The organism is Amycolatopsis sp. NPDC049159, from assembly GCF_040648295.1.
Taxonomy (GTDB): Bacteria; Actinomycetota; Actinomycetes; order Mycobacteriales; family Pseudonocardiaceae; genus Amycolatopsis; species Amycolatopsis pretoriensis_A.
In genome coordinates this window covers 320252-340027 of sequence record NZ_JBEZDL010000009.1, presented here as the reverse complement: position 1 = coordinate 340027, position 19776 = coordinate 320252, and the positions used below count along the sequence as shown (strand labels likewise).

20 protein-coding genes are annotated in these 19776 nt (G+C 73.8%); 19 read left to right on the top strand and 1 reads right to left on the bottom strand.

The window, feature by feature from the left end; all coding sequences use genetic code 11:
- The first annotated feature begins 36 nt into the window (after positions 1–36).
- The 6 genes from mihF to AB0B33_RS19630 all read left to right on the top strand — a co-directional run bounded on the left by mihF (position 37) and on the right by AB0B33_RS19630 (position 5980).
- Positions 37–354, top strand: coding sequence for an integration host factor, actinobacterial type (mihF, locus tag AB0B33_RS19655; protein WP_013224622.1), 318 nt, complete (start codon positions 37–39; stop codon positions 352–354).
- Positions 351–1004 (top strand): guanylate kinase, encoded by a 654-nt coding sequence (gene gmk, locus AB0B33_RS19650; RefSeq protein WP_247011633.1) that lies wholly within the window; start codon positions 351–353, stop codon positions 1002–1004. The genes mihF and gmk overlap by 4 nt, the downstream gene beginning before the upstream one ends.
- A complete protein-coding gene (gene rpoZ / locus AB0B33_RS19645; protein ID WP_072480291.1) occupies positions 1001–1270 on the top strand; it encodes a DNA-directed RNA polymerase subunit omega in 270 nt (89 codons plus the stop codon). Before gmk ends, rpoZ begins: the two co-directional genes overlap by 4 nt.
- A complete protein-coding gene (coaBC, locus tag AB0B33_RS19640) occupies positions 1263–2483 on the top strand; it encodes a bifunctional phosphopantothenoylcysteine decarboxylase/phosphopantothenate--cysteine ligase CoaBC (protein ID WP_247011631.1) in 1221 nt (406 codons plus the stop codon). Before rpoZ ends, coaBC begins: the two co-directional genes overlap by 8 nt.
- A 93-nt stretch (positions 2484–2576) precedes the next feature.
- Positions 2577–3779, top strand: a complete 1203-nt coding sequence (gene metK, locus AB0B33_RS19635) for a methionine adenosyltransferase (RefSeq protein ID WP_247025206.1) — start codon at positions 2577–2579, stop codon at positions 3777–3779.
- Positions 3780–3883: 104 nt separating this feature from the next.
- Positions 3884–5980: a primosomal protein N' gene (locus AB0B33_RS19630; protein ID WP_360773503.1), complete on the top strand. Its 2097-nt coding sequence runs from the start codon at positions 3884–3886 to the stop codon at positions 5978–5980.
- 232 nt (positions 5981–6212) lie between these two features.
- On the opposite strand, the gene AB0B33_RS19625 is transcribed toward AB0B33_RS19630, so the two are convergent.
- Positions 6213–6431 carry a hypothetical protein gene (locus AB0B33_RS19625; RefSeq protein ID WP_360773500.1) on the bottom strand — a complete coding sequence of 73 codons (219 nt, stop codon included), beginning with the start codon at positions 6429–6431 and terminating at the stop codon, positions 6213–6215.
- Positions 6432–6538: 107 nt separating this feature from the next.
- On the opposite strand from AB0B33_RS19625, the gene AB0B33_RS19620 reads away from it, so the two are divergent.
- The 13 genes from AB0B33_RS19620 to AB0B33_RS19560 all read left to right on the top strand — a co-directional run bounded on the left by AB0B33_RS19620 (position 6539) and on the right by AB0B33_RS19560 (position 19776).
- Complete coding sequence (locus AB0B33_RS19620) at positions 6539–7309, top strand: response regulator transcription factor (protein WP_360773497.1); 771 nt, start codon at positions 6539–6541, stop codon at positions 7307–7309.
- Positions 7310–7583: 274 nt separating this feature from the next.
- Positions 7584–9047, top strand: coding sequence for an FAD-dependent monooxygenase (locus AB0B33_RS19615; RefSeq protein WP_360773494.1), 1464 nt, complete (start codon positions 7584–7586; stop codon positions 9045–9047).
- 23 nt (positions 9048–9070) lie between these two features.
- Positions 9071–9397 (top strand): TcmI family type II polyketide cyclase, encoded by a 327-nt coding sequence (locus AB0B33_RS19610; RefSeq protein WP_247011622.1) that lies wholly within the window; start codon positions 9071–9073, stop codon positions 9395–9397.
- Positions 9394–10662 carry a beta-ketoacyl-[acyl-carrier-protein] synthase family protein gene (locus AB0B33_RS19605; RefSeq protein WP_360773490.1) on the top strand — a complete coding sequence of 423 codons (1269 nt, stop codon included), beginning with the start codon at positions 9394–9396 and terminating at the stop codon, positions 10660–10662. Before AB0B33_RS19610 ends, AB0B33_RS19605 begins: the two co-directional genes overlap by 4 nt.
- A gap of 59 nt (positions 10663–10721) precedes the next feature.
- Positions 10722–11930, top strand: a complete 1209-nt coding sequence (locus tag AB0B33_RS19600; RefSeq protein WP_360773560.1) for a ketosynthase chain-length factor — start codon at positions 10722–10724, stop codon at positions 11928–11930.
- A gap of 2 nt (positions 11931–11932) precedes the next feature.
- Positions 11933–12193: an acyl carrier protein gene (locus AB0B33_RS19595; protein ID WP_360773487.1), complete on the top strand. Its 261-nt coding sequence runs from the start codon at positions 11933–11935 to the stop codon at positions 12191–12193.
- A 31-nt stretch (positions 12194–12224) separates the two neighbouring features.
- The gene (locus tag AB0B33_RS19590; RefSeq protein WP_247011619.1) at positions 12225–13010 is read left to right on the top strand and encodes an SDR family NAD(P)-dependent oxidoreductase; all 786 of its coding nucleotides are present in this window, start codon (positions 12225–12227) and stop codon (positions 13008–13010) included.
- Positions 13011–13037: 27 nt separating this feature from the next.
- The gene (locus AB0B33_RS19585; RefSeq protein WP_360773484.1) at positions 13038–13967 is read left to right on the top strand and encodes an aromatase/cyclase; all 930 of its coding nucleotides are present in this window, start codon (positions 13038–13040) and stop codon (positions 13965–13967) included.
- Positions 13964–15922, top strand: a complete 1959-nt coding sequence (locus AB0B33_RS19580; protein WP_360773481.1) for an SDR family oxidoreductase — start codon at positions 13964–13966, stop codon at positions 15920–15922. The genes AB0B33_RS19585 and AB0B33_RS19580 overlap by 4 nt, the downstream gene beginning before the upstream one ends.
- Positions 15923–15927: 5 nt before the next feature.
- Positions 15928–17121, top strand: a complete 1194-nt coding sequence (locus tag AB0B33_RS19575; protein WP_360773478.1) for an MFS transporter — start codon at positions 15928–15930, stop codon at positions 17119–17121.
- Complete coding sequence (locus AB0B33_RS19570) at positions 17118–18218, top strand: carboxyl transferase domain-containing protein (RefSeq protein ID WP_360773475.1); 1101 nt, start codon at positions 17118–17120, stop codon at positions 18216–18218. The genes AB0B33_RS19575 and AB0B33_RS19570 overlap by 4 nt, the downstream gene beginning before the upstream one ends.
- A 35-nt stretch (positions 18219–18253) precedes the next feature.
- Entirely contained in the window at positions 18254–19132 is an 879-nt protein-coding gene (locus tag AB0B33_RS19565) for an NAD(P)H-binding protein (protein ID WP_360773472.1), read from the top strand.
- On the top strand, positions 19129–19776 hold the full coding sequence (locus AB0B33_RS19560) for a hypothetical protein (protein WP_360773469.1): 648 nt from the start codon (positions 19129–19131) through the stop codon (positions 19774–19776). The genes AB0B33_RS19565 and AB0B33_RS19560 overlap by 4 nt, the downstream gene beginning before the upstream one ends.

The window sequence follows — 19776 nt, the reverse complement described above, 5'->3', positions numbered from 1 at the left end:
TCACCCACCCAGATTTGAGAACTACCGGAGGAAAACGTGGCACTTCCCCAGCTGACAGAGGAACAGCGCGCTGCGGCGCTGGAGAAGGCCGCCGCTGCTCGCAAGATCCGTGCTGAGCTGAAGGAGCGGCTGAAGCGGGGCGGTACCACTCTGGTCGACGTGCTGAAGCAGGCCGAGGAGAACGAAGTCCTCGGCAAGATGAAGGTTTCGGCTCTGCTCGAGGCCCTCCCGGGCGTCGGCAAGGTCCGCGCGCAGCAGACCATGGAACGACTGGAGATCGCCCCCAGCCGTCGCCTCCGCGGCCTCGGCGACCGGCAGCGCAAGGCGCTGCTGGCCGAGTTCAGCGGCGAGTGAACGGCGCCGGTCGTGACTACCCGGTGAACCGGGGCGCCGACCGCGGCAGTGAGCCGGTGACGGGGGACCTCCCCCGGCACCGGCTCACCGTCGTATCGGGGCCTTCGGGGGTCGGGAAGTCGAGTGTGGTGGGCGAGCTGCGGAAGCTGGAGCCCGATCTCTACTTCAGCGTCTCGGTGACCACGCGCAAGCCCCGCCCCGGCGAAGTCGAGGGCGCGCACTACCACTTCGTCGACCGCGCCGAGTTCGACGCGATGGTCGCCGAAGGCAGGCTCCTGGAGTGGGCCGAGTTCACCGGCAACTGCTACGGAACCCCCCGCGAACCGGTCGAGAAGGCCCTCGCCGAGGGCCGCCCGGCGATCCTGGAGATCGAGCTTCAGGGCGCCCGGCAGGTCCGCGCGGCGATGCCGGAGGCCCGGCTGGTGATGCTGATGCCGCCGTCCTGGGAAGAACTGGTCGGCAGGCTCACCGGGCGCGGCACCGAAAACGAGGCCGCCGTGCAGGCCCGGCTGGCCGAAGCGGAGCGCGAACTGGCGGCCGCGGGGGAGTTCGACCACCGCGTTGTCAACGCCGACGTGCGGGAGGCCGCGGAGCACTTGCTAAACTTGATAACCGATCAGTCTTCCGAAGATGCGGAGCACCACGCGTGACCAGCCAGGTAGCCTTGACCGAAGAGCTCGAGGGCATCACCAACCCCCCGATCGACGACCTGCTCGAAAAGGTCAGCTCGAAGTACGCGCTGGTGATCTACTCGGCCAAGCGCGCCCGCCAGATCAACGACTACTACGCCCAGCTGGGCGAGGGTCTCCTCGAGTACGTCGGCCCGCTCGTCGAGCCGGGCCCGCGCGAGAAGCCGCTCTCGATCGCGCTGCGCGAGATCCACGGCGGCCTGCTCGAGCACACCGAGGGTGAGTAAACCCCGCGTCGTCCTGGGCGTGGGCGGCGGCATCGCCGCCTACAAGGCCTGTGAGGTGCTGCGCGGGCTGACCGAATCCGGTCACGACGTCCGCGTGGTCCCCACCGAAGCCGCGCTGAACTTCGTCGGCGCGGCGACCTTCGAGGCCCTCTCGGGGCACCCGGTGCACACCGGCGTGTTCACCGAGGTCCCCGAGGTGCAGCACGTCCGCGTCGGCAAGGAAGCCGACCTCGTCCTGGTCGTCCCGGCCACGGCGAACCTGCTCGCCAAGGCCGCGCACGGTCTCGCGGACGACCTGCTGACGAACACCCTGCTCACCGCCCGGTGCCCGGTCGCCTTCTTCCCGGCGATGCACACGGAGATGTGGGAGCACCCCGCGACCCGCGCCAACGTCGCTCTGCTGCGCTCGCGCGGCACGATCGTCACCGAGCCCGACGCGGGCCGGCTGACCGGCGTCGACACCGGCAAGGGCCGGCTGGCGAACCCGGCCGAGATCGTCGACCTCGCCAAGCTGCTGCTGGCCCGCCCCGACGCCCTCCCGCGCGACCTCGAAGGGGTCCGCGTCGTGGTGTCCGCGGGCGGCACGCGCGAGCCGCTCGACCCGGTCCGGTACCTGGGCAACCGCTCGTCGGGCAAGCAGGGCTACGCGCTGGCCCGCGTCGCCGCCCAGCGCGGCGCCGACGTCACCCTGGTCACCGCGCACACCGTCGCGCTGCCGGACCCGGCGGGCGCGACCGTGCAGCACGTGTCGACCGCCGAGGAGCTGCGGCAGGCGGTGCACGCCGCGTCCCACTCCGCGGACGTCGTCGTGATGGCCGCCGCGGTCGCCGACTTCCGGCCCGCGAACCGGGCCGACGTCAAGATCAAGAAGTCCGACGACCAGCCGGACCCGGTCATCACCCTGGACCGCAACGCGGACATCCTGGCCGAACTGGTGCAGAACCGGCGTCCCGGCCAGGTCGTCGTCGGGTTCGCCGCGGAAACCGGCGACGAGCACGGCAGCGTCCTCGACCACGCCCGCGCGAAGCTCAAGCGCAAGGGTGCCGACCTGCTGGTCGTCAACGCGGTCGGCGACGGCAAGGCGTTCGGCACCGAGGACAACTCGGGCTGGCTCCTAGGGGCCGATTCCACTGAAAAACCCCTACCTCTTGTGCAGAAAGCGGAACTGGCGTCCATGGTGTGGGACGCTGTTGTGAGCTTCATGAAGCGTTGACCGTCCCTAGAGCGATAGTCAGTACGCTTGCACTGGTAAGGGGTGCCTAACTTTCCGGGCATCCGACGTCTAGGTGAGGAAGTGACGGCCACCGTGACCGCGTCTAGCAGCAGATTGTTCACCTCGGAGTCGGTGACCGAAGGGCACCCCGACAAGATTTGCGACGCCATCAGCGACTCGATCCTCGACGGTCTCCTGTCGAAGGACCCGCGCAGCCGCGTCGCGGTCGAGACCCTGATCACCACCGGCCAGGTGCACGTGGCCGGCGAGGTGACGACCGAGGCCTACGCCGACATCCCCACGATCGTCCGCGACGTCATCCTGAAGATCGGCTACGACTCCTCCGCCAAGGGGTTCGACGGCAACTCCTGCGGCGTCAACGTCGCGATCGGCTCGCAGTCGCCCGACATCGCCCAGGGCGTCGACACCGCGTACGAGTCGCGGGTCGAGTCCGACGAGGACGAGATCAACCGCCAGGGCGCCGGCGACCAGGGCCTGATGTTCGGCTACGCCTGCTCGGACACCCCCGAGCTGATGCCGCTGCCGATCGCGCTGGCCCACCGGCTCTCCAAGCGCCTGACCGCGGTCCGCAAGGACGGCGTGCTGCCCTACCTGCGCCCGGACGGCAAGACCCAGGTGACCATCGAGTACGCCGGCGACCAGCCGGTCCGCCTCGACACGGTCGTCGTGTCCTCGCAGCACGCCGACGGCATCGACCTCGAGCGGATGCTCAGCGTCGACGTCAAGGAGCACGTGGTCGGCCCCGAGCTCGAAGGCCTGGGCATCGACACGGCGAGCGCGCGCCTGCTGGTCAACCCGACCGGCCGGTTCGTCATCGGCGGCCCGATGGGCGACGCCGGCCTGACCGGCCGCAAGATCATCGTCGACACCTACGGCGGCATGGCCCGCCACGGTGGTGGCGCGTTCTCCGGCAAGGACCCGTCCAAGGTCGACCGCTCCGCCGCGTACGCGATGCGCTGGGTGGCCAAGAACGTCGTCGCCGCCGGGCTGGCGTCGCGCACCGAGGTCCAGGTCGCGTACGCGATCGGCAAGGCGGCCCCGGTCGGCCTGTTCGTCGAGACGTTCGGGACCGAGACGGTCGACCCGTCGAAGATCCAGCAGGCCATCACCGAGGTCTTCGACCTCCGGCCGGCGGCGATCATCCGCGATCTCGACCTGCTGCGCCCGATCTACGCCCCGACCGCGGCGTACGGCCACTTCGGCCGTCCCGAGCTGGGCCTCCCCTGGGAGAGCACGGCCCGCGCCGAGGCGCTGAAGGCCGCCGCGGGCGCCTGATCCCGTTGCCGTGAAGGGCACCCTCGAGGTCTTGACGGCCACGAGGGTGCCCTTCACGGCGTTCGGGGTCGGGGCTGTCGGAGGGGTCTGGTAGAGATCTCGGGGTGAGTAGTTCCGAGCCCGCCGCTCTCTGGGAGCTCCCGGAGAAGCCGTCTTCGCCGAAGGCGGCGCCCTCGCGCGCCCGGAAACCGCCGAAGCCGGGCGCGAAGGCCAAAGGCGCGCAGCAGCCCGCACCGGAGAAGCCGGTCGCGCGGATCGTCGTCGACATCCCGCTGGCGCACTTGGACCGCACCTTCGACTACCTCGTGCCGGAAAAGCTGCACGAGGCGGCCGTGCCGGGCTGCCGGGTGCGCGTCCGGTTCGCCGGCCAGCTGGTCGACGGCTACCTGATCGAACGCGGCGAGTCCAGCGAGTACGAACGGAAGCTGGCCTTCCTCGACCGCGTCACCTCGCCCGAGCCGGTGCTGCCGCCGTCGTTGCACGCGCTGTGCCGGGCGGTGGCCGACCGCTACGGCGGCACGCTGTCGGACGTCCTGCGGCTCGCGATCCCGCCCCGCCACGCGAAGGCCGAGGGCGAGCCGCCGCTCGCGCCCGCGGCGCCGCCGGACGCGCCGGACACCGAAGCCTGGGCGCGCTACCAGCGCGGCCCGGCGTTCCTGGAGGCCCTCGCCGAGGGCAAGCCCGCGAACGCCGTCTGGCAGGCCCTGCCGGGCGAAGACTGGCCGCGGCGGCTGGCCGAAGCCGCCGGTTCCGTGGCCGCGCGGGGCCGCGGCGCGGTGCTGGTGGTGCCGGACCACCGCGACCTGACCCGCGTGCACGACGCGTGCGCCGCACTGCTGGGCGAAGCCGCCGTCGTGGCGCTGATCGCCGGGCTCGGGCCCGCCGAGCGCTACCGGCGCTGGCTGGCGGTGCTGCGCGGCTCGGTGCGGGTGGTGGTCGGCACGCGCGCGGCGATGTTCGCGCCGGTCCACGACCCGGGCCTGTTCGTCGTCTGGGACGACGGCGACGACCTGCACCTCGACCAGCACGCGCCGTACCCGCACGTGCGGGACGTGCTGATGGACCGCGCGCACACGACGAAGTCGTCCCTGCTGGTCGGCGGCTTCGCCCGCACGGCCGAGGCCCAGCTCCTGGTCGAGTCCGGCTGGGCGCAGCCGGTCCTGGCCGACCGCGCGACCCTGCGGTCGGCCGCCCCGCGCGTCACGCCGGTCGGCGAGGACTTCGACGTCGCCCGCGACGAGGCCGCCCGGGTCGCGCGCCTGCCGGCGGTGGCGTTCGAGGCCGCGCGCCAGGCGTTCGCGGCGGGCCACCCGACGCTGGTCCAGGTACCGCGCCGCGGGTACGTCCCCGGCCTGGCCTGCGGTAACTGCCGCACGCCCGCGCACTGCCGCCGCTGCGCGGGTCCCCTGTCGCTGCCGGGCGGCTCGATCGACGGGCAGCCGAAGCCGCCGGCGTGCCGCTGGTGCGGCGTCCCGGAAACGGCGTTCCGCTGCCCGGCGTGCGGCTCGGTCCGGCTGCGGGCGGTGATCGTCGGCGCCAAGCGGACGGCGGAGGAACTCGGCCGCGCGTTCCCGGGCATCCCGGTCCGCACCTCGGGCGCGGCGGAGGTGCTGGCCTCGGTCCCGGGCAAGCCGGCCTTGGTGGTCTGCACGCCGGGAGCGGAACCGGTGGCCGAAGGCGGCTACGGCGCGGCGCTGCTGCTCGACGGCTGGGCCCTCCTCGGCCGCCAGGACCTGCGCGCGGGGGAGGAAACCCTGCGCCGCTGGATGGCCGCGGCCGCACTGGTCCGCCCGTCGGCCGAGGGCGGCCGCGTGGTCGTGGGCGCCGAGGCGGGCTTGCCGGTGGTCCAGGCGCTGGTCCGCTGGGACCCGGCCTGGCACGCGGGCCAGGAGCTGGCCGAACGCCGCGAGCTGGGCTTCCCGCCGTCGATGCGGATGGCGAGCGTGGAGGGGACCCCGGACGCGGTGGCCGGTCTGCTGGCCGACCTCCCGCTGCCGGAGTCGGGCGAGGTGCTGGGCCCGGTCCCGCTGGGCGAGGTGGACGAAGAGGGCAACGTGGAGCGGGAACGGGCGCTGGTCCGGGTGTCCCGCAGCGAGGGAAAGGCGCTCGCGGCCTCGATCCACGCCGCGGCGGCCCGGCGCGACGCCCGGAAGGCGACGGAACCGATCCGCATCCAGCTGGACCCCCTCGATCTCATCTGACGGACACGACCGCGGCGGATCCCGCGCGGGCCACGAATGTGCGCCGGCGCGGGCCGGCCCGCGGCTGCCGCGCGGAATCGGTGCCGCGCGGCCGAGGCCGCGTGTGGATGGCGACGATCGCGGCCGGGCCGCATCGCGGTGGCGACAACCGCGGCTGGGCCGCGCAGGCTGGGAATCGGCGCCGTACCGCGGGAACCTCTGCGTCCATTGTGGACTATCTATTCCACTGTCCTCAGTGGAATGTGATGGTGCCGACGTCACCTGATCGGCGGTTTGACGCGTCGAAGGTCTCGGTAGGGTCGGGATCGTCGGCGATCTTGGGGTGGCAGTGCTGGAAAACGATTGCTTCGACCGGCCGGGCCGGGTCACGCGGGGTCGGGTGATCGAAATCCGGATCGCGCATGATTTGCGCGCCGGACTGACGAAATCCTTGGCGCGCAACGGATTTCATTGTCGGTTCGATGGGATTTCCTTCGACTTGACAGCAGATGTCCGCCTGTTAGGCTGAGTAGGTACAACGAGCGTTGCGCGTGCGGTGCGTGCACGTTCGGGCGCCGGGTGTGCACATCGGGGTGCCACGACCGGCGGACTGGGGACGGCGGATGCCGGCCGGGTCGAGTGGTTCCACGGCCTTTCTGCGGGGGGTTGGTCATGCACGTGCTGGTGGTGGAAGACGACGAAAAAGGTGCGGCCGTCCTGGTTGACGGACTGCGCCGCTCCGGGCACGAGGCCACCGGGGTCTCGAGCGGGGCCGAAGCGCTCGAAAAACATTGGGACGCCGATCTGATCCTGCTCGATCTGGGCATTGCGGACATCGACGGATTCGAGGTGTGCCGCCGGATCAGAAATGCCAGGGACGCGCCGATCATCGCGTTCACCGAACGCGGGACCGAAGCCGACCGGGTGCTCGGGCTCCGGGCCGGTGCCGACGATTGCCTGGACAAACCGTGCGGTTTCTGGGAACTGATGGCACGCATCGAAGCGGTCACCAGAAGAGTGCGCGGCCGGGCCGGTTCGGACGGGTCGCTGGTCGTGCGCGGTCCGCTGCGGATCGACGCGACCACGCGGCGGGTGCGCCTCGGCGGCGCGTCCATCGAGATGACGCGCAAGGAGTTCGACCTGCTGTACCGCCTGGCCAGCGAGCCGGGCGTGGTGTTCTCCCGGCGACGGCTGATGGCCGAGATCTGGGGTGACCCGATGACGCACACGGCCGACACGAAGGTCAGCCGCACGATCGACACGCACGTCAGCGTGCTGCGCCGGAAGCTGGGCTCGAACCAGTGGATCCGCACCGTTCACGGCGTGGGGTTCTGCTTCACCGGAAACTGAAAGCGCATTCCCGCCCGAAGGCCGTCGCGGCTCGTCCGCGATGGCCTTTTCCCGTGTTACGCACCGATTTCTCCCGTGTTGCCGGTGAATTGCCGTCCCGCTGTCCGAGTTGACTTTTTCTTGTAGTTCTCCTGTCAGTCGCGTTCTTGACTGTCCGGGTCGTGCGCGCCGATACTTCGAATGCAGCCGCCAATGGCCGGATCCGCGAAATGGAAATCTTTCCGGTGTCCTTTTCGCACATTCGATTTTCCCGCGCTCGACCCGAGGAGGAGACATGGACGCGCCTGTCGTCATCGCCGGGGCCGGCCCCGCCGGTCTCATGCTGGCCGGCGAGCTGCGCCTGGCCGGGATCGGCGTGGTCGTGCTCGAACGGCTGCCCGCGCGCACCGGGGAATCACGCGGGCTCGGCTTCACCGCGCGGACCATGGAGGTCTTCGACCAGCGCGGCCTGCTCCGCCGCTTCGGTGAGGTCCAGACCAGTGACCAGGGGCACTTCGGCGGCATCCCGGTCGACTTCGGGCTGCTGGACGGCGCGCACCAGGCGGCGAAGACCATCCCGCAGTCGGCGACCGAAGCGGTCCTGGAGGCGTGGGCCGGCGAGCTCGGCGCCGACATCCGGCGCGGGCACGAGCTGACCGGGGTCCGCGACGACGGCGACGGCGTGGCGGTCACCGTGCGCGGCCCGGCCGGCGAGCACGTCCTGCGGGCCGGCTGGCTCGTGGGCTGCGACGGCGGCCGCAGCGCCGTGCGGAAGGCCGTCGGCTTCGACTTCCCCGGCACCGCCGCGACGCGCGAGATGTTCCTCGCCGACCTGCGCGGCGTCGAGCTGGAACCCCGCATGATCGGGGAAAGCCTGCCGGGCGGGATGGTGATGGTCGGGCCGCTGCCCGGGGGCGTCACCCGGATCATCGTCTGCGAACGGGACGCGCCACCGCGGCGGCGCACCGGGCCGCCGCCGTTCCACGAGGTCGCCGACGCGTGGAAGCGCATCACCGGCATCGACATCTCGGCCGCCGAACCGGTCTGGCTCAGCGCCTTCGGCGACGCGACCCGGCAGGTCACCGAATACCGGCGCGGCCGCGTCCTGCTCGCCGGCGACGCCGCGCACGTCCACCTCCCCGCGGGCGGGCAGGGCATGAACGCCGGCATCCAGGACGCGGTGAACCTCGGCTGGAAACTGGCCGCGGTCGTGCGCGGCACCGCGCGAGCGGACCTGCTGGACACCTACCACGGCGAACGGCACCCGGTCGGCGTCCGGCTGCTGATGAACACCCGGGCCCAGGGCCTGCTGTTCCTCAACGGCGCGGAAATGCAGCCGCTGCGCGACGTCCTCGCCGAGCTGACCGGCTACCCCGACGTCGCCCGGCACCTCGCCGCGATGGTCAGTGGCCTGGAGATCGCCTACGACGTCGGCGGGGGGAGCCACCCGTGGCTCGGGCGCCGGCTGCCGCGGCTGGAGCTCGACCGCGGCGGCCGCCCCTCGTCCACGGCGGAGCTGCTGCGCCCCGCGCGCGGCCTGCTGCTCGACTTCGCCGGCAACGCGGCGTTGCGCGACCGCGCGGCGCCCTGGGCCGGCCGGATCGACGTCGTCACCGCCCGTCCGGCCGCCGGGCGGGTCCCCGGCGCCACCACCGCGGTCCTGGTCCGCCCGGACGGCCACGTGGCCTGGGCGGCCCCGGGCACGCACGCCGACCTGCCGATGGCGCTCGAGCGCTGGTTCGGGCCGGCGCCCCGCTAGAGAACCGGAGAAGGAGACGCACGATGCACAGCACCCTGATCGTGGCCCGCATGCGCCCGGACGCGGACCAGGCGGTCGCCGAGCTGTTCGGCGAGTTCGACGCCGGCGAGATGCCCCACCGGATGGGGACCCGGCGACGCCAGCTGTTCAGCTACCGGGGGCTCTACTTCCACCTGCAGGACTTCGACGCCGAGGACGGCGGCGAACGGATCGAGACGGCGAAGGGCGATCCCCGGTTCGTCCGGATCAGCGAGGACCTCAAGCCGCACATCGCCGCCTACGACCCGGACACCTGGCGCTCGCCCAAGGACGCCATGGCGGAGTGCTTCTACCGCTGGAGCGCCGAGTGACGGCCCGGCGGGTGGTCGTCACCGGCGTCGGGGTCACCGCACCCGGCGGCGTCGGCGCCAAGGACTTCTGGAGCCTGCTCTCCGAAGGGCGGACCGCGACGCGGCGGATCAGCTTCTTCGACCCGTCGCCGTTCCGGTCCCAGGTGGCCGCGGAGATCGACTTCGACGCGGAGCTGCTCGGGCTGGGCCCGCAGGAGATCCGGCGGATGGACCGCGCGGCGCAGCTCGCGGTGGTCACCGCGCGGGAAGCGGCGGCCGACAGCGGGCTGGAGTTCGCCGGCCTGCCCCCGCACCGGGTCGGCGTGACGGTCGGCAGCGCGGTCGGCGCGACCACCGGGCTGGACCAGGAGTACCGGACCGTGTCCGACGGCGGCCGGCTGGAGCTCGTCGACCACGAGTACGCCGTGCCGCACCTGTACAACTACTTCGTCCCCAGCTCCTTCGCCGCGGAAGTGGCTTGGACGGTCGGGGCGGGCGGCCCGGTCTCGGTGGTGTCCACCGGCTGCACGTCCGGGCTCGACGCCGTCGGCCACGCGACCGAGCTGATCCGCGAAGGCAGCGCCGACGTCGTGCTGGCCGGCGCCACCGACGCGCCGATCAGCCCGATCACGGTCGCCTGCTTCGACGCGATCAAGGCGACCACCCCGCGCAACGACGACCCGGAGCACGCCTCACGGCCGTTCGACGGCACCCGCAACGGGTTCGTGCTCGGTGAGGGCTCCGCGATGTTCGTGCTGGAGGAGCTGGAAAGCGCTCGCCGCCGCGGCGCCCAGGTGTACGCCGAGGTGGCCGGGTTCGCTTCGCGGTGCAACGCCTACCACATGACCGGCCTGCGCCCGGACGGCCGCGAAATGGCCGAAGCGATCCGGGTGGCGCTCGGCGAAGCCCGGCTGGCCCCCGACGCGGTCGACTACGTCAACGCGCACGGCTCGGGCACCCGCCAGAACGACCGGCACGAAACGGCCGCGTTCAAGCTGAGCCTGGGGGAGCACGCGCACCGGGTCCCGATCAGCTCCGTGAAGTCGATGGTCGGCCACTCGCTCGGCGCGATCGGCTCGATCGAGGTCGCCGCCTCGGTGCTGGCGATGCGCGAGAACGTCGTGCCGCCGACGGCGAACCTGCACACCGCCGACCCCGAGTGCGACCTCGACTACGTCCCGGTGACCGCGCGCGAGCACCGGACCGACACCGTGCTCTCCGTCGGCAGCGGCTTCGGCGGCTTCCAGAGCGCGATCGTGCTGACCCGGCCCGGGGCGGCGGCGTGACCGCGGTCGAGGCGCGGCCGGCGCCCGGCGCGGCGGAGCACGCGGGCACCGGGCCGGTCGTGGTGACCGGGATCGGCGTCACGGCCCCGACCGGGCTGGGCGCGGGACGGCACTGGAGCGCCACCCGCGCCGGCGAGTCCGCGATCCGCCGGATCACCCGCTTCGACCCCGCCCGCTACCCGGCGCGGCTGGCCGGTCAGGTCACCGGGTTCGACCCGGCCGCGCACCTGCCGGGCCGGCTGCTGCCGCAGACCGACCTGATGACCCAGCTCGCGCTGGTGGCCGCCGACGAGGCGCTGGCCGACGCCGGCGTGAACCCGGACGAGCTGCCGTCGTTCAGCATGGGCGTGGTCACCGCGAGCTCGTCCGGCGGCTTCGAGTTCGGGCAGAACGAGCTGCGCAACCTGTGGTCCCGCGGTGGCAAGTACGTCAGCGCCTACCAGTCGTTCGCGTGGTTCTACGCCGTCAACAGCGGCCAGATCTCCATCCGGCACGGGATGCGCGGGCCCAGCGGCGTGGTGGTGAGCGACCAGGCGGGCGGCCTCGACGCCGTCGCGCAGGCCCGCCGCCAGATCCGCAAGGGCACCGGCCTGGTGGTCTCCGGCGGGATGGACGCGTCGATCTGCCCGTGGGGCTGGGCGGCGCAGCTGGCCGCGGGGACGCTGAGCACGAGCGACGACCCGCGGCGGGCCTACCTGCCCTTCGACACCGCGGCGGCCGGGCACGTGCCCGGCGAGGGCGGGGCGCTGCTGGTCCTGGAGCCGCTCGCGGCCGCCGAGGCCCGCGGAGCCGAGGTCTACGGCGAGATCGCCGGGCACGCGGCGACCTTCGACCCGCCGCCCGGCAGCGGCGGGGAACCCGGGCTGCGGCGGGCGATCGAGCTCGCGCTGGCCGACGCCGGCACCACCGCGGCCGAGGTCGACGTCGTGTTCGCCGACGCGGCCGCCGTTCCCGCGCTCGACCGCGCCGAGGCGGCGGCGATCCGCGCGGTGTTCGGCCCGCACGGCGTCCCGGTGACCGCGCCGAAGACGCTGACCGGGCGGCTCTGCTCCGGGGCGGCCGCGCTCGACCTCGCCACGGCGCTGCTTTCCCTGCGCCACGGCGTCCTCCCGCCGGCCACCGGGGTCCGCCCGGCCGCCGGGCTCGAACTCGACCTGGTCACCGAGGCCCGCCCGCGCCCGCTGCGGTCGGCGCTGGTCCTCGCCCGGGGCAACGGGTTCAACTCGGCGATGCTCGTCCGCACCGTCCACAGTGGAAAGAAAGGCTAGGCATGTCCGACACGGGATTCACCCTCGACGACCTGATGCGGATCCTGCGCGAGGGTTCGGGGGAGACCGAAGAACCGGCCGGCGATCCCGCCGGCGTCGAGTTCGCCGACCTGGGCTACGACTCGCTGGCGCTGCTGGAAACCGCCGGCCGGATCGAGCGCGAGTACGGCCTGACCCTCGACGAATCCGCACTGGCGGAGGCCACGACGCCGCGGGCGCTGGTCGAGCTGGTGAACGAGCACCTGGCGCGGGTCCGCGCCTGACCCGGCCACCCCCACGACGACGGGAGCAGGAATGACCGACCAGGAAGGCCGCACCGCGGTCGTCACCGGCGCCACGAGCGGGATCGGGCTCGCCGTGAGCAAGCTGCTGGCCCGCCGGGGCCTGCGCGTTTTCCTCGGCGCACGCACCGCCGAGAACGTCGCCACCACCGTGAAGGAGCTGCGCGACGCCGGCTTCGAAGCCGACGGGGCCGCGTGCGACGTGCGGTCCGGCGAGGACGTGACCGCGTTCGTGCGCGCCGCCGTCGACCGGTACGGCCCGGTCGGCGTGCTCGTCAACAACGCCGGCCGCCCCGGTGGCGGTGTCACCGCGGAGATCGCCGACGAGCTGTGGCTCGACGTCATCGAAACCAACCTCACCAGCGTGTTCCGGGTGACCCGCGAGGTCCTCACCACCGGCGGCATGGTGGCGGCCGGCCACGGCCGGATCGTCAACATCGCCTCCACCGCGGGAAAACAAGGCGTCGTGCTGGGCGCGCCGTACTCGGCGTCCAAGCACGGGGTCGTCGGGTTCACCAAGGCGCTCGGCAACGAGCTGGCCCCGGCCGGCATCACCGTCAACGCGGTCTGCCCCGGCTACGTGGAAACCCCGATGGCCGAACGGGTCCGGCAGGGTTACGCGGCCGCGTACGGGACGTCCGAGGACGAGGTGCTGAAGAAGTTCCAGGCCAAGATCCCGCTCGGCCGCTACTCGACGCCGGACGAGGTCGCGGGCCTCGTCGGCTACCTGGTGACCGACACCGCGGGCTCGATCACCGCGCAGGCGCTCAACGTCTGCGGCGGGCTCGGCAACTTCTGATCCGGCGAGCAGGACTGGAGGACGACCATGCGCGAAGCGGAACACGACATCCTCGTCGACGCGCCGGCGGACGAGGTCTACCGGCTCGTCGCGGAAGTGGCGAACTGGCCGCGGATCTTCCCGCCGACGGTCTTCGTCGACCACGTCGAGCGGGGCGAGAGCACCGAGCGGATCCGGATCTGGGCGACCGCCAACGGCGAGCCCAAGAACTGGACCTCGCGCCGCGAACTCGACCCCGCGGCCCGGCGGATTTCCTTCCACCAGGAGGTTTCCACGCCACCCGTCGCCGAAATGAGCGGCACGTGGATCGTCGAACCGGTGTCGGCGGCCACGGCGAAGGTGCGGCTCCTGCACGCCTACCGCGCGGTCGGCGACGACCCGGGCGGCCTGGCGTGGATCGACCGGGCGGTGGACACCAACAGCCGGTCGGAACTGGCCGCGCTCAAGCACAACGTCGAGCTGGTGACCAACCCCGAGCTGACGTTCTCGTTCACCGACACCGTCCGGATCGACGCCCCGGCCAAGGACGTGTACGACTTCGTCGACCAGGCCGGGCTATGGGCCGAGCGGCTGCCGCACGTCTCTTCGGTCGACCTGCGCGAGCCGAGCCCCGGATTGCAGGTGCTGCGGATGGACACCCGCGCGAAGGACGGTTCGGTGCACACCACCGAGTCGGTCCGGGTGTGCTTCCCGCACCACCGGATCGTCTACAAGCAGACCACGCTGCCCGCGCTGATGACGCTGCACACCGGCCGCTGGGACTTCGCCGAGGAGCCCGGTGGCGGCACGACGGCGTCGTCGGAGCACACCGTCGTGCTCAACACCGCGAACATCGCGAAGGTGCTCGGGGCCGACGCCGGGGTCGCCGAGGCCCGCGAGTTCGTCCGGACCGCGCTGAGCACCAACAGCCGGGCCACGCTCGGTTTCGCGAAGGACCACGCGGAAGCGCGGCCGTGACCCGCCCCGAGGCCGCCGACGTGCTCGTCGTCGGCGCCGGCCCGGCCGGTTTGCTGCTGGCGCACGACCTGAGCGCCGCCGGCGTCGCCGTGACCGTGCTGGAGCAGCGGACCGCGCCGCACACCGAGTCCCGCGCGTCGACGCTGCACGCCCGCACGATGGAGCTGTTCGCCGAACGCGGGCTGCTCGACGAGCTGGGACCCCCGCCACGCGGCGGGGCGGGCCACTTCGGCGGGCTCGGGCTCGACCTGACCGAGGCCGATCCGGAACACCCCTATGCGGGGCAGTGGAAAGCACCGCAGACGGAGGTCGAAGCCGTGCTCGCCCGGCGGGCGGTGGCGCGCGGCGCGGACCTGCGCCGCGGGCACCGGGTCACCGCGCTGACCGAGCACGGGACCCACGTCGAGGTGACCGCGACCGGACCGGCCGGCCAGGCCCGGTGGCGGGCCGCCTTCGTCGCCGGCTGCGACGGCGAGGACAGCACCGTGCGCCGGCTGGCCGGCATCGGCTTCCCGGGCCACGACGCGAATCGGGAGCTGCTGCGGGCCGACGTCCGCGGGATCGACGTGCCGGACCGGCGCTTCGAACGGCGCCCCGCCGGGCTCGCGATCGCCTCACGCGGGCCGGACGGGACGACCCGGCTCATGGTCCACGAATACCGCCGCGCCCCGCGCACTTCGCCGGGGGAGCCCGGGTTCGCCGAGTTCGCCGAGGTGTGGCGCCGCGTCACCGGCGAGGACGTCTCGCACGGCGAAGCCTTGTGGGTCAACGCCTTCGGGGACGTCCGGCGGCAGGCGGAGCGGTACCGCGCGGGCCGGATCGTGCTGGCCGGCGACGCGGCCCACGCGCAGCTCCCGGTCGGCGGCCAGGCGATCAACCTCGGCCTCCAGGACGCCGCGGAGCTCGCCCCGCGGCTGGCGGCCCAGTTCACCGGCGGGCCCGACGAGGCGCTGCTGGCGGGTTACCACGACGTCCGGCACGCGGTCGGGCGGCGCGCGCTCGCCGGCATCGAAGCCCAGGCGAACCTGCTGCTCGGCGGCCCGGAGGTCGAGGCGCTGCGCGAAGTGGTCGGGGAGCTGCTCGACCTCGGGCCGGTGCGCCGGCACCTCGCCGCGGCGATCAGCTCGCTCGACACCCCACGCCCGGCCGCGCGCCCCGGCGCCGGCCCCACCACCCCCAGGAGGACGGAAATGGCTCAGCTGAGCGGAAAGACCGCGCTGGTCACCGGGTCGAGCCGCGGCATCGGCCGCGCGACCGCCGAGCGGCTCGCCCGCGCCGGCGCGCTCGTCGCCGTGCACTACGCGGAAAACGAGGACGCGGCCGCCGAGGTCGTGGCCACCATCGAGGGCGACGGCGGACGGGCGTTCGCGGTGCGCGCCGACCTGGCCGCACCCGGCGGCGTCCACGAGCTGTTCCTCGCCCTCGAACTCGGGCTCAAGGAGCGCACCGGGAGCACCGACCTCGACATCCTGGTCAACAACGCCGGCGTGATGGGCGGGGTGGCCCCGGAGGAAATCACGCCCGAGCAGTTCGACCGGCTCTACGCGGTCAACGCCAAGGCGCCGTTCTTCCTCGTCCAGCGCGCCCTGCCGAACCTGCCCGACGGCGGCCGGATCGTGAACATCTCCTCGGGCCTGACCCGGTTCGCGAACCCGCAGGAGGTCGCGTACGCGATGACCAAGGGCGCGGTCGACCAGCTCACCCTGCACTTCGCCAAGCACCTCGGCCCGCGCGGGATCACCGTGAACAGCGTCGGGCCGGGCATCACCGACAACGGCTCGCCGGTCTTCCGCAACGCCGAAGTCGTCGCGCAGATGGCGTCGCTCTCGGCGTTCGGCCGGGTCGGGGAGACCGACGACGTCGCCGCGGTCGTCGAGTTCCTCGCCGGCCCCGGCGCCCGCTGGATCACCGGGTCCTACGTGGACGCCAGCGGCGGTACCCTGCTGGGCGGCTGAGGACCGTGGCGCAGACGGCAGGTCCGGTCCGCGCGGCCCCGCGGCCGCTGGTCTTCGTGCTCGCCGGGACGATGCTGCTCGACGCGCTCGAGGTGTCGGTGCTCGTGCCCGTGCTCCCGGCGCTGGCCGGGGCGTTCGGCGCCGGGCCGGGGCAGGCGCAGTGGCTGCTGACCGCGTTCGCCGCCGGGTTCGGGGCGGTGCTGCCCGCGGGCCCGTGGCTCGCGGCCCGGTTCGGCACGCGGCGGGTCTACCTGGCGGCGTTGCTCGCCTTCGCGGCCGCGTCCGTGGTCGCCGGCGTGACCGGCGACTTCGCGGTGCTCGTGGCGGCCCGGCTGGTCAAGGGCGCGTGCGCCGCGCTCACCGCGCCCGGCGGGCTGGCCGTGCTCACCGCCGCGGTCCCCGAGGGCGACCGGCAGCGGCGGGCGGTGGCGCTGTACGCGGCGTTCGGCGCGGCGGGCTTCACCACGGGCCTGCTGGTGTCGGGTGCGCTCGCCGGCGCCGGACTGCGGTGGGTGCTGCTGTTCCCGGCGCCGGTCGCGCTGGTCCTCGCCGGGCTCGCCGCCGCGGTGGTGCCCCCGGACGCGCCGCGGGCGCCGGTCGCGGCGTTCCCGCGGGGACTGGCGCGCAACGGCCCGTTCGCGCGGTCGGCGTTCGGCGCGGCGGCGCTCAACGGCACCTACCTGACGACCCTGCTGGTCACGACCTACGCGCTGCACGAACGCGGCTGGAGCCCGCTCGCCGTCGCCGCCGGCTGCCTGCCCGCGTGCCTGCCGGTCGCGCTGACCTCGCCGGTCACCGCGCGGCTGGTCGCGGCGATCGGCACCGCCCGGCTGATCGCCGCCGGCGCGGTGGCGGCCGCGGCGGGCTACGCCTGGCAGCTGCTGCCGCTGCCGGGGGACGGCTACCCGCGGCTGGCACCGACGCTGGTGCTGGCCGGTCTCGGGTTCGTCTTCGCCTTCGGCGCGCTCAACGTCCAGGCGGTGGCCGCGCTGCCGGCCGCGGCCCGGGCCAGGGCGGTCCCGGTCTACCAGAGCTGCGTGCAGTTCGGCGCGGTGGCCGTGGTGCTCGCGGGCGTGGCGGTGGCCGGCCTGGACGGTCCGGTGTGGACGGTCGTCACGGCGGTGGGGGGCGCGGGCGCGGCCGTCGCGCTCGCCGGGTGGCGGCGCGCGTCCGCGGAGTCTCGAGGAGGAAGCAGATGAGCCTGAACACGCTCGACCACCCCGGCGCACCGGCGCGCCGGCACGACCGGTGCCTGCTCACGGCCCGGGAACGGATCTCCCTGCTGCTGGACCCTGGCTCGTTCACCGAGCTCGACCGCGGCGACGGCGTGCTCACCGGGCGCGGCGAGGTCGAGGGCCGCCCGGTGCACCTGTGGGCGCACGACCTGCGCTTCGCCGGTGGCGCGCTGGGGGAGGCGTCCGCCGCGGGGATCCAGCGGCTGCTGGACACCGCGCTGGCCGAAGGCACCCCCGTCGTGGCGCTCGACGACTGCGCCGGGGTGCGGGAGGACGTCGCCGCGCCGGACGGCTACGGCGGCACGCTGCGCCGGGCGGCCGCCCTGGCGGGCACCGTCCCGCAGATCACCGTCCTGCTCGGGCCCTGCCCGGGCGGCACGTCCTACGGCGCGGCACTGGCCGACTTCGTCTTCGCCGTCCGCGGCGCCGCGGCCCCGGCCACGGCGCAGTTCGTGCACGACGACGAGCCGACGTGCCTGGAGGACGTCCGGCGGCTGCTGACCCTGCTGCCGCCCAACCGGAACGAACCGCCCCGCACCGAGCCGTCCGAAGACCCGCCGGAACGCCTGGTGCGCCACCGGTCCGCCCTCGACGTCGGCGACCTCATCGCGGAGGTCGTGGACGACGGCGACTGCGTGACCGTCGGGACCGGGCCGGGCACCCGGTGCGCGCTGGCCCGGATCGGCGGCCACGCGGTCGGCCTGGTGGCGGCGTGCGACCGCGCGGCGGGCGCCGGCGACGCCGCGCGGTTCGTCGGGTTCTGCGACACCTTCGGCATCCCCCTCGTCACGGTCGCGGACGTGCCGCCGGTCCGGCCGCACCCGGCGCTGCTGGCGGCGTACTGCGCGGCGACCACGCCCCGCATCTCGCTGCTGCTGCGACCGGCGGAAGCAGGCACCGGCCTGACGCTGGACTCCCGCCCGCTCGGCGCCGACGTCTGCCTGGCCTGGCGGCACGACGGACCGCGCCCGGCGGCCGACGAAGTGATCCAGCCCGCCCAGACCCGGCGGGTGCTGGTGCGGTGGCTCGCGGTGCTGCGCGCGCGGGCGGTGCCGCGGTGAAGCCCCCGGAAACCCCTTCAGGGAAAGGAAAAGCCGTGTCCGTGAAACCCCAGACCGTCCTGGTCGTCGGGCCCACCGGCAACGTCGGGCCGCACGCGCTGGCCCAGCTCCTCGAAGCCGGGGTGGCGGCCCGCGCGCTGGTGCCGCCCGGTGACCCGGCCGTGGCCCGGATCCCCGACGGCACCGAGGTCTTCGAAGGCGACCTGGCGGACCCCGAAAGCCTGGTGCCCGCGCTCGACGGCGTCACCGGCGTGTTCCTCATGTGGCCGTTCTTCACCCTCGACGTCAGCACCGCGCCCGCCGTGCTGGAGGTGATCAGCCGGTACACCGGGCGGGTCGTCTTCGTCTCCTCGATCGGTGTCCACATCGGACTGGAGCCGGTGGACAACAACTGCCACGCCTACCTCGAGCAGCAGATCGAGAAGGCCGGGCTGACGTGGACCTTCCTGCAGACCACCGGGTTCGCCTGCAACGCGCTCGGCTGGGCCGGCCAGCTCGGGGGCGGCGACGTCGTGCGGTTCCCCTACGGCGACGCCGTCCGGACGCCGGTCCACGAAGCCGACCTGGCCGCCGTCGGGGTCCGCGCGCTCACCGAGGACGGCCACGAGAACCGCCGCTACGTCGTGACCGGGCCCGAACCGCTCTCGCAGGCCGAACAGCTGCGGATCATCGGGGCGGCGGCCGGGCGCGAGCTCGCGTGGGCCGAGGTCGCCCACGACGCCGCGCGGCAGGCGATGGTCGGGGCCGGCTGGCCGCCCGCCTACGCCGACGGCGCGCTCGAGTACTTCGCGACCCTGGTCGAGGCGCCGGAGACGCGCACGGACACCGTCGCCGAGGTGCTCGGCAGGCCCGCCCGGACGTTCCGCGACTGGGCCGAAGAGCACGCGGACCGCTTCCGGCGCGGTGCGGCGTGACGACCGGCGACGAGGGGTTCGCCGGGTTCTGGGTGCTGTCGGCGGCGGACGCCGCGGCCGCGCGGCTCCTCTCCGCACAGCTCGACGACGAAATGCTGAGCCTGCGCGACGCGGCCGGGTTCCGGTCGGCGCGGCTGCACCTCGGCGTCGACGGGCGGACCGTGGTGCTCCGCCACGGCTGGCGCGGCGCCGCCGACCACGCGGCCTTCCGCGACGGGCCCTTCGCCCAGCGGCTGCGCGGGGTGGCCGGCCGGGCCGGCGTGCGCGCCCCGCGCTGCTACGGCGGCGAGCTCGTCGCCCGCATCGAAGGCCTGGACGCCGGTGCCGCGCCCGGGGTCGTCGTGCTGGCCGTCCGGCACGTCGGCGGCCGCCGCAGCGCCCTCGCGCTCACCGAGCTGCTGGAGCGCAGCGGGGACTGGAAGCGGGAGTTCCCGGGGTTCATCTCCGCGGACGCCGCGATCGGCCCCGACCACACCACGTTCGTCAACTATCCACAGTGGACCGATGTCGCCGCGTTCGACGCCTACATGGCGGATCCGCGCAACGCCGCGGGCCAGCCGGGGATCGCCCGGCTCGAAGCGGCCGAGCCCGTCATCGTGCGCTGCTCGGTCGTCGCCGAGGTGATCGCCGTGGAAAGGAGCTGA

Bases quoted from the DNA above. Each gene is read 5' to 3' on its own strand.
- AB0B33_RS19615 (WP_360773494.1), top strand. From the start codon at position 7,584: ATGGACGCGCCTGTCGTCATCGCCGGGGCCGGCCCCGCCGGTCTCATG.
- AB0B33_RS19610 (WP_247011622.1), top strand. From the start codon at position 9,071: ATGCACAGCACCCTGATCGTGGCCCGCATGCGCCCGGACGCGGACCAG.
- AB0B33_RS19590 (WP_247011619.1), top strand. From the start codon at position 12,225: ATGACCGACCAGGAAGGCCGCACCGCGGTCGTCACCGGCGCCACGAGC.
- AB0B33_RS19625 (WP_360773500.1), bottom strand. From the start codon at position 6,431: ATGAAATCCGTTGCGCGCCAAGGATTTCGTCAGTCCGGCGCGCAAATC.
- AB0B33_RS19595 (WP_360773487.1), top strand. From the start codon at position 11,933: ATGTCCGACACGGGATTCACCCTCGACGACCTGATGCGGATCCTGCGC.
- AB0B33_RS19570 (WP_360773475.1), top strand. From the start codon at position 17,118: ATGAGCCTGAACACGCTCGACCACCCCGGCGCACCGGCGCGCCGGCAC.
- AB0B33_RS19585 (WP_360773484.1), top strand. From the start codon at position 13,038: ATGCGCGAAGCGGAACACGACATCCTCGTCGACGCGCCGGCGGACGAG.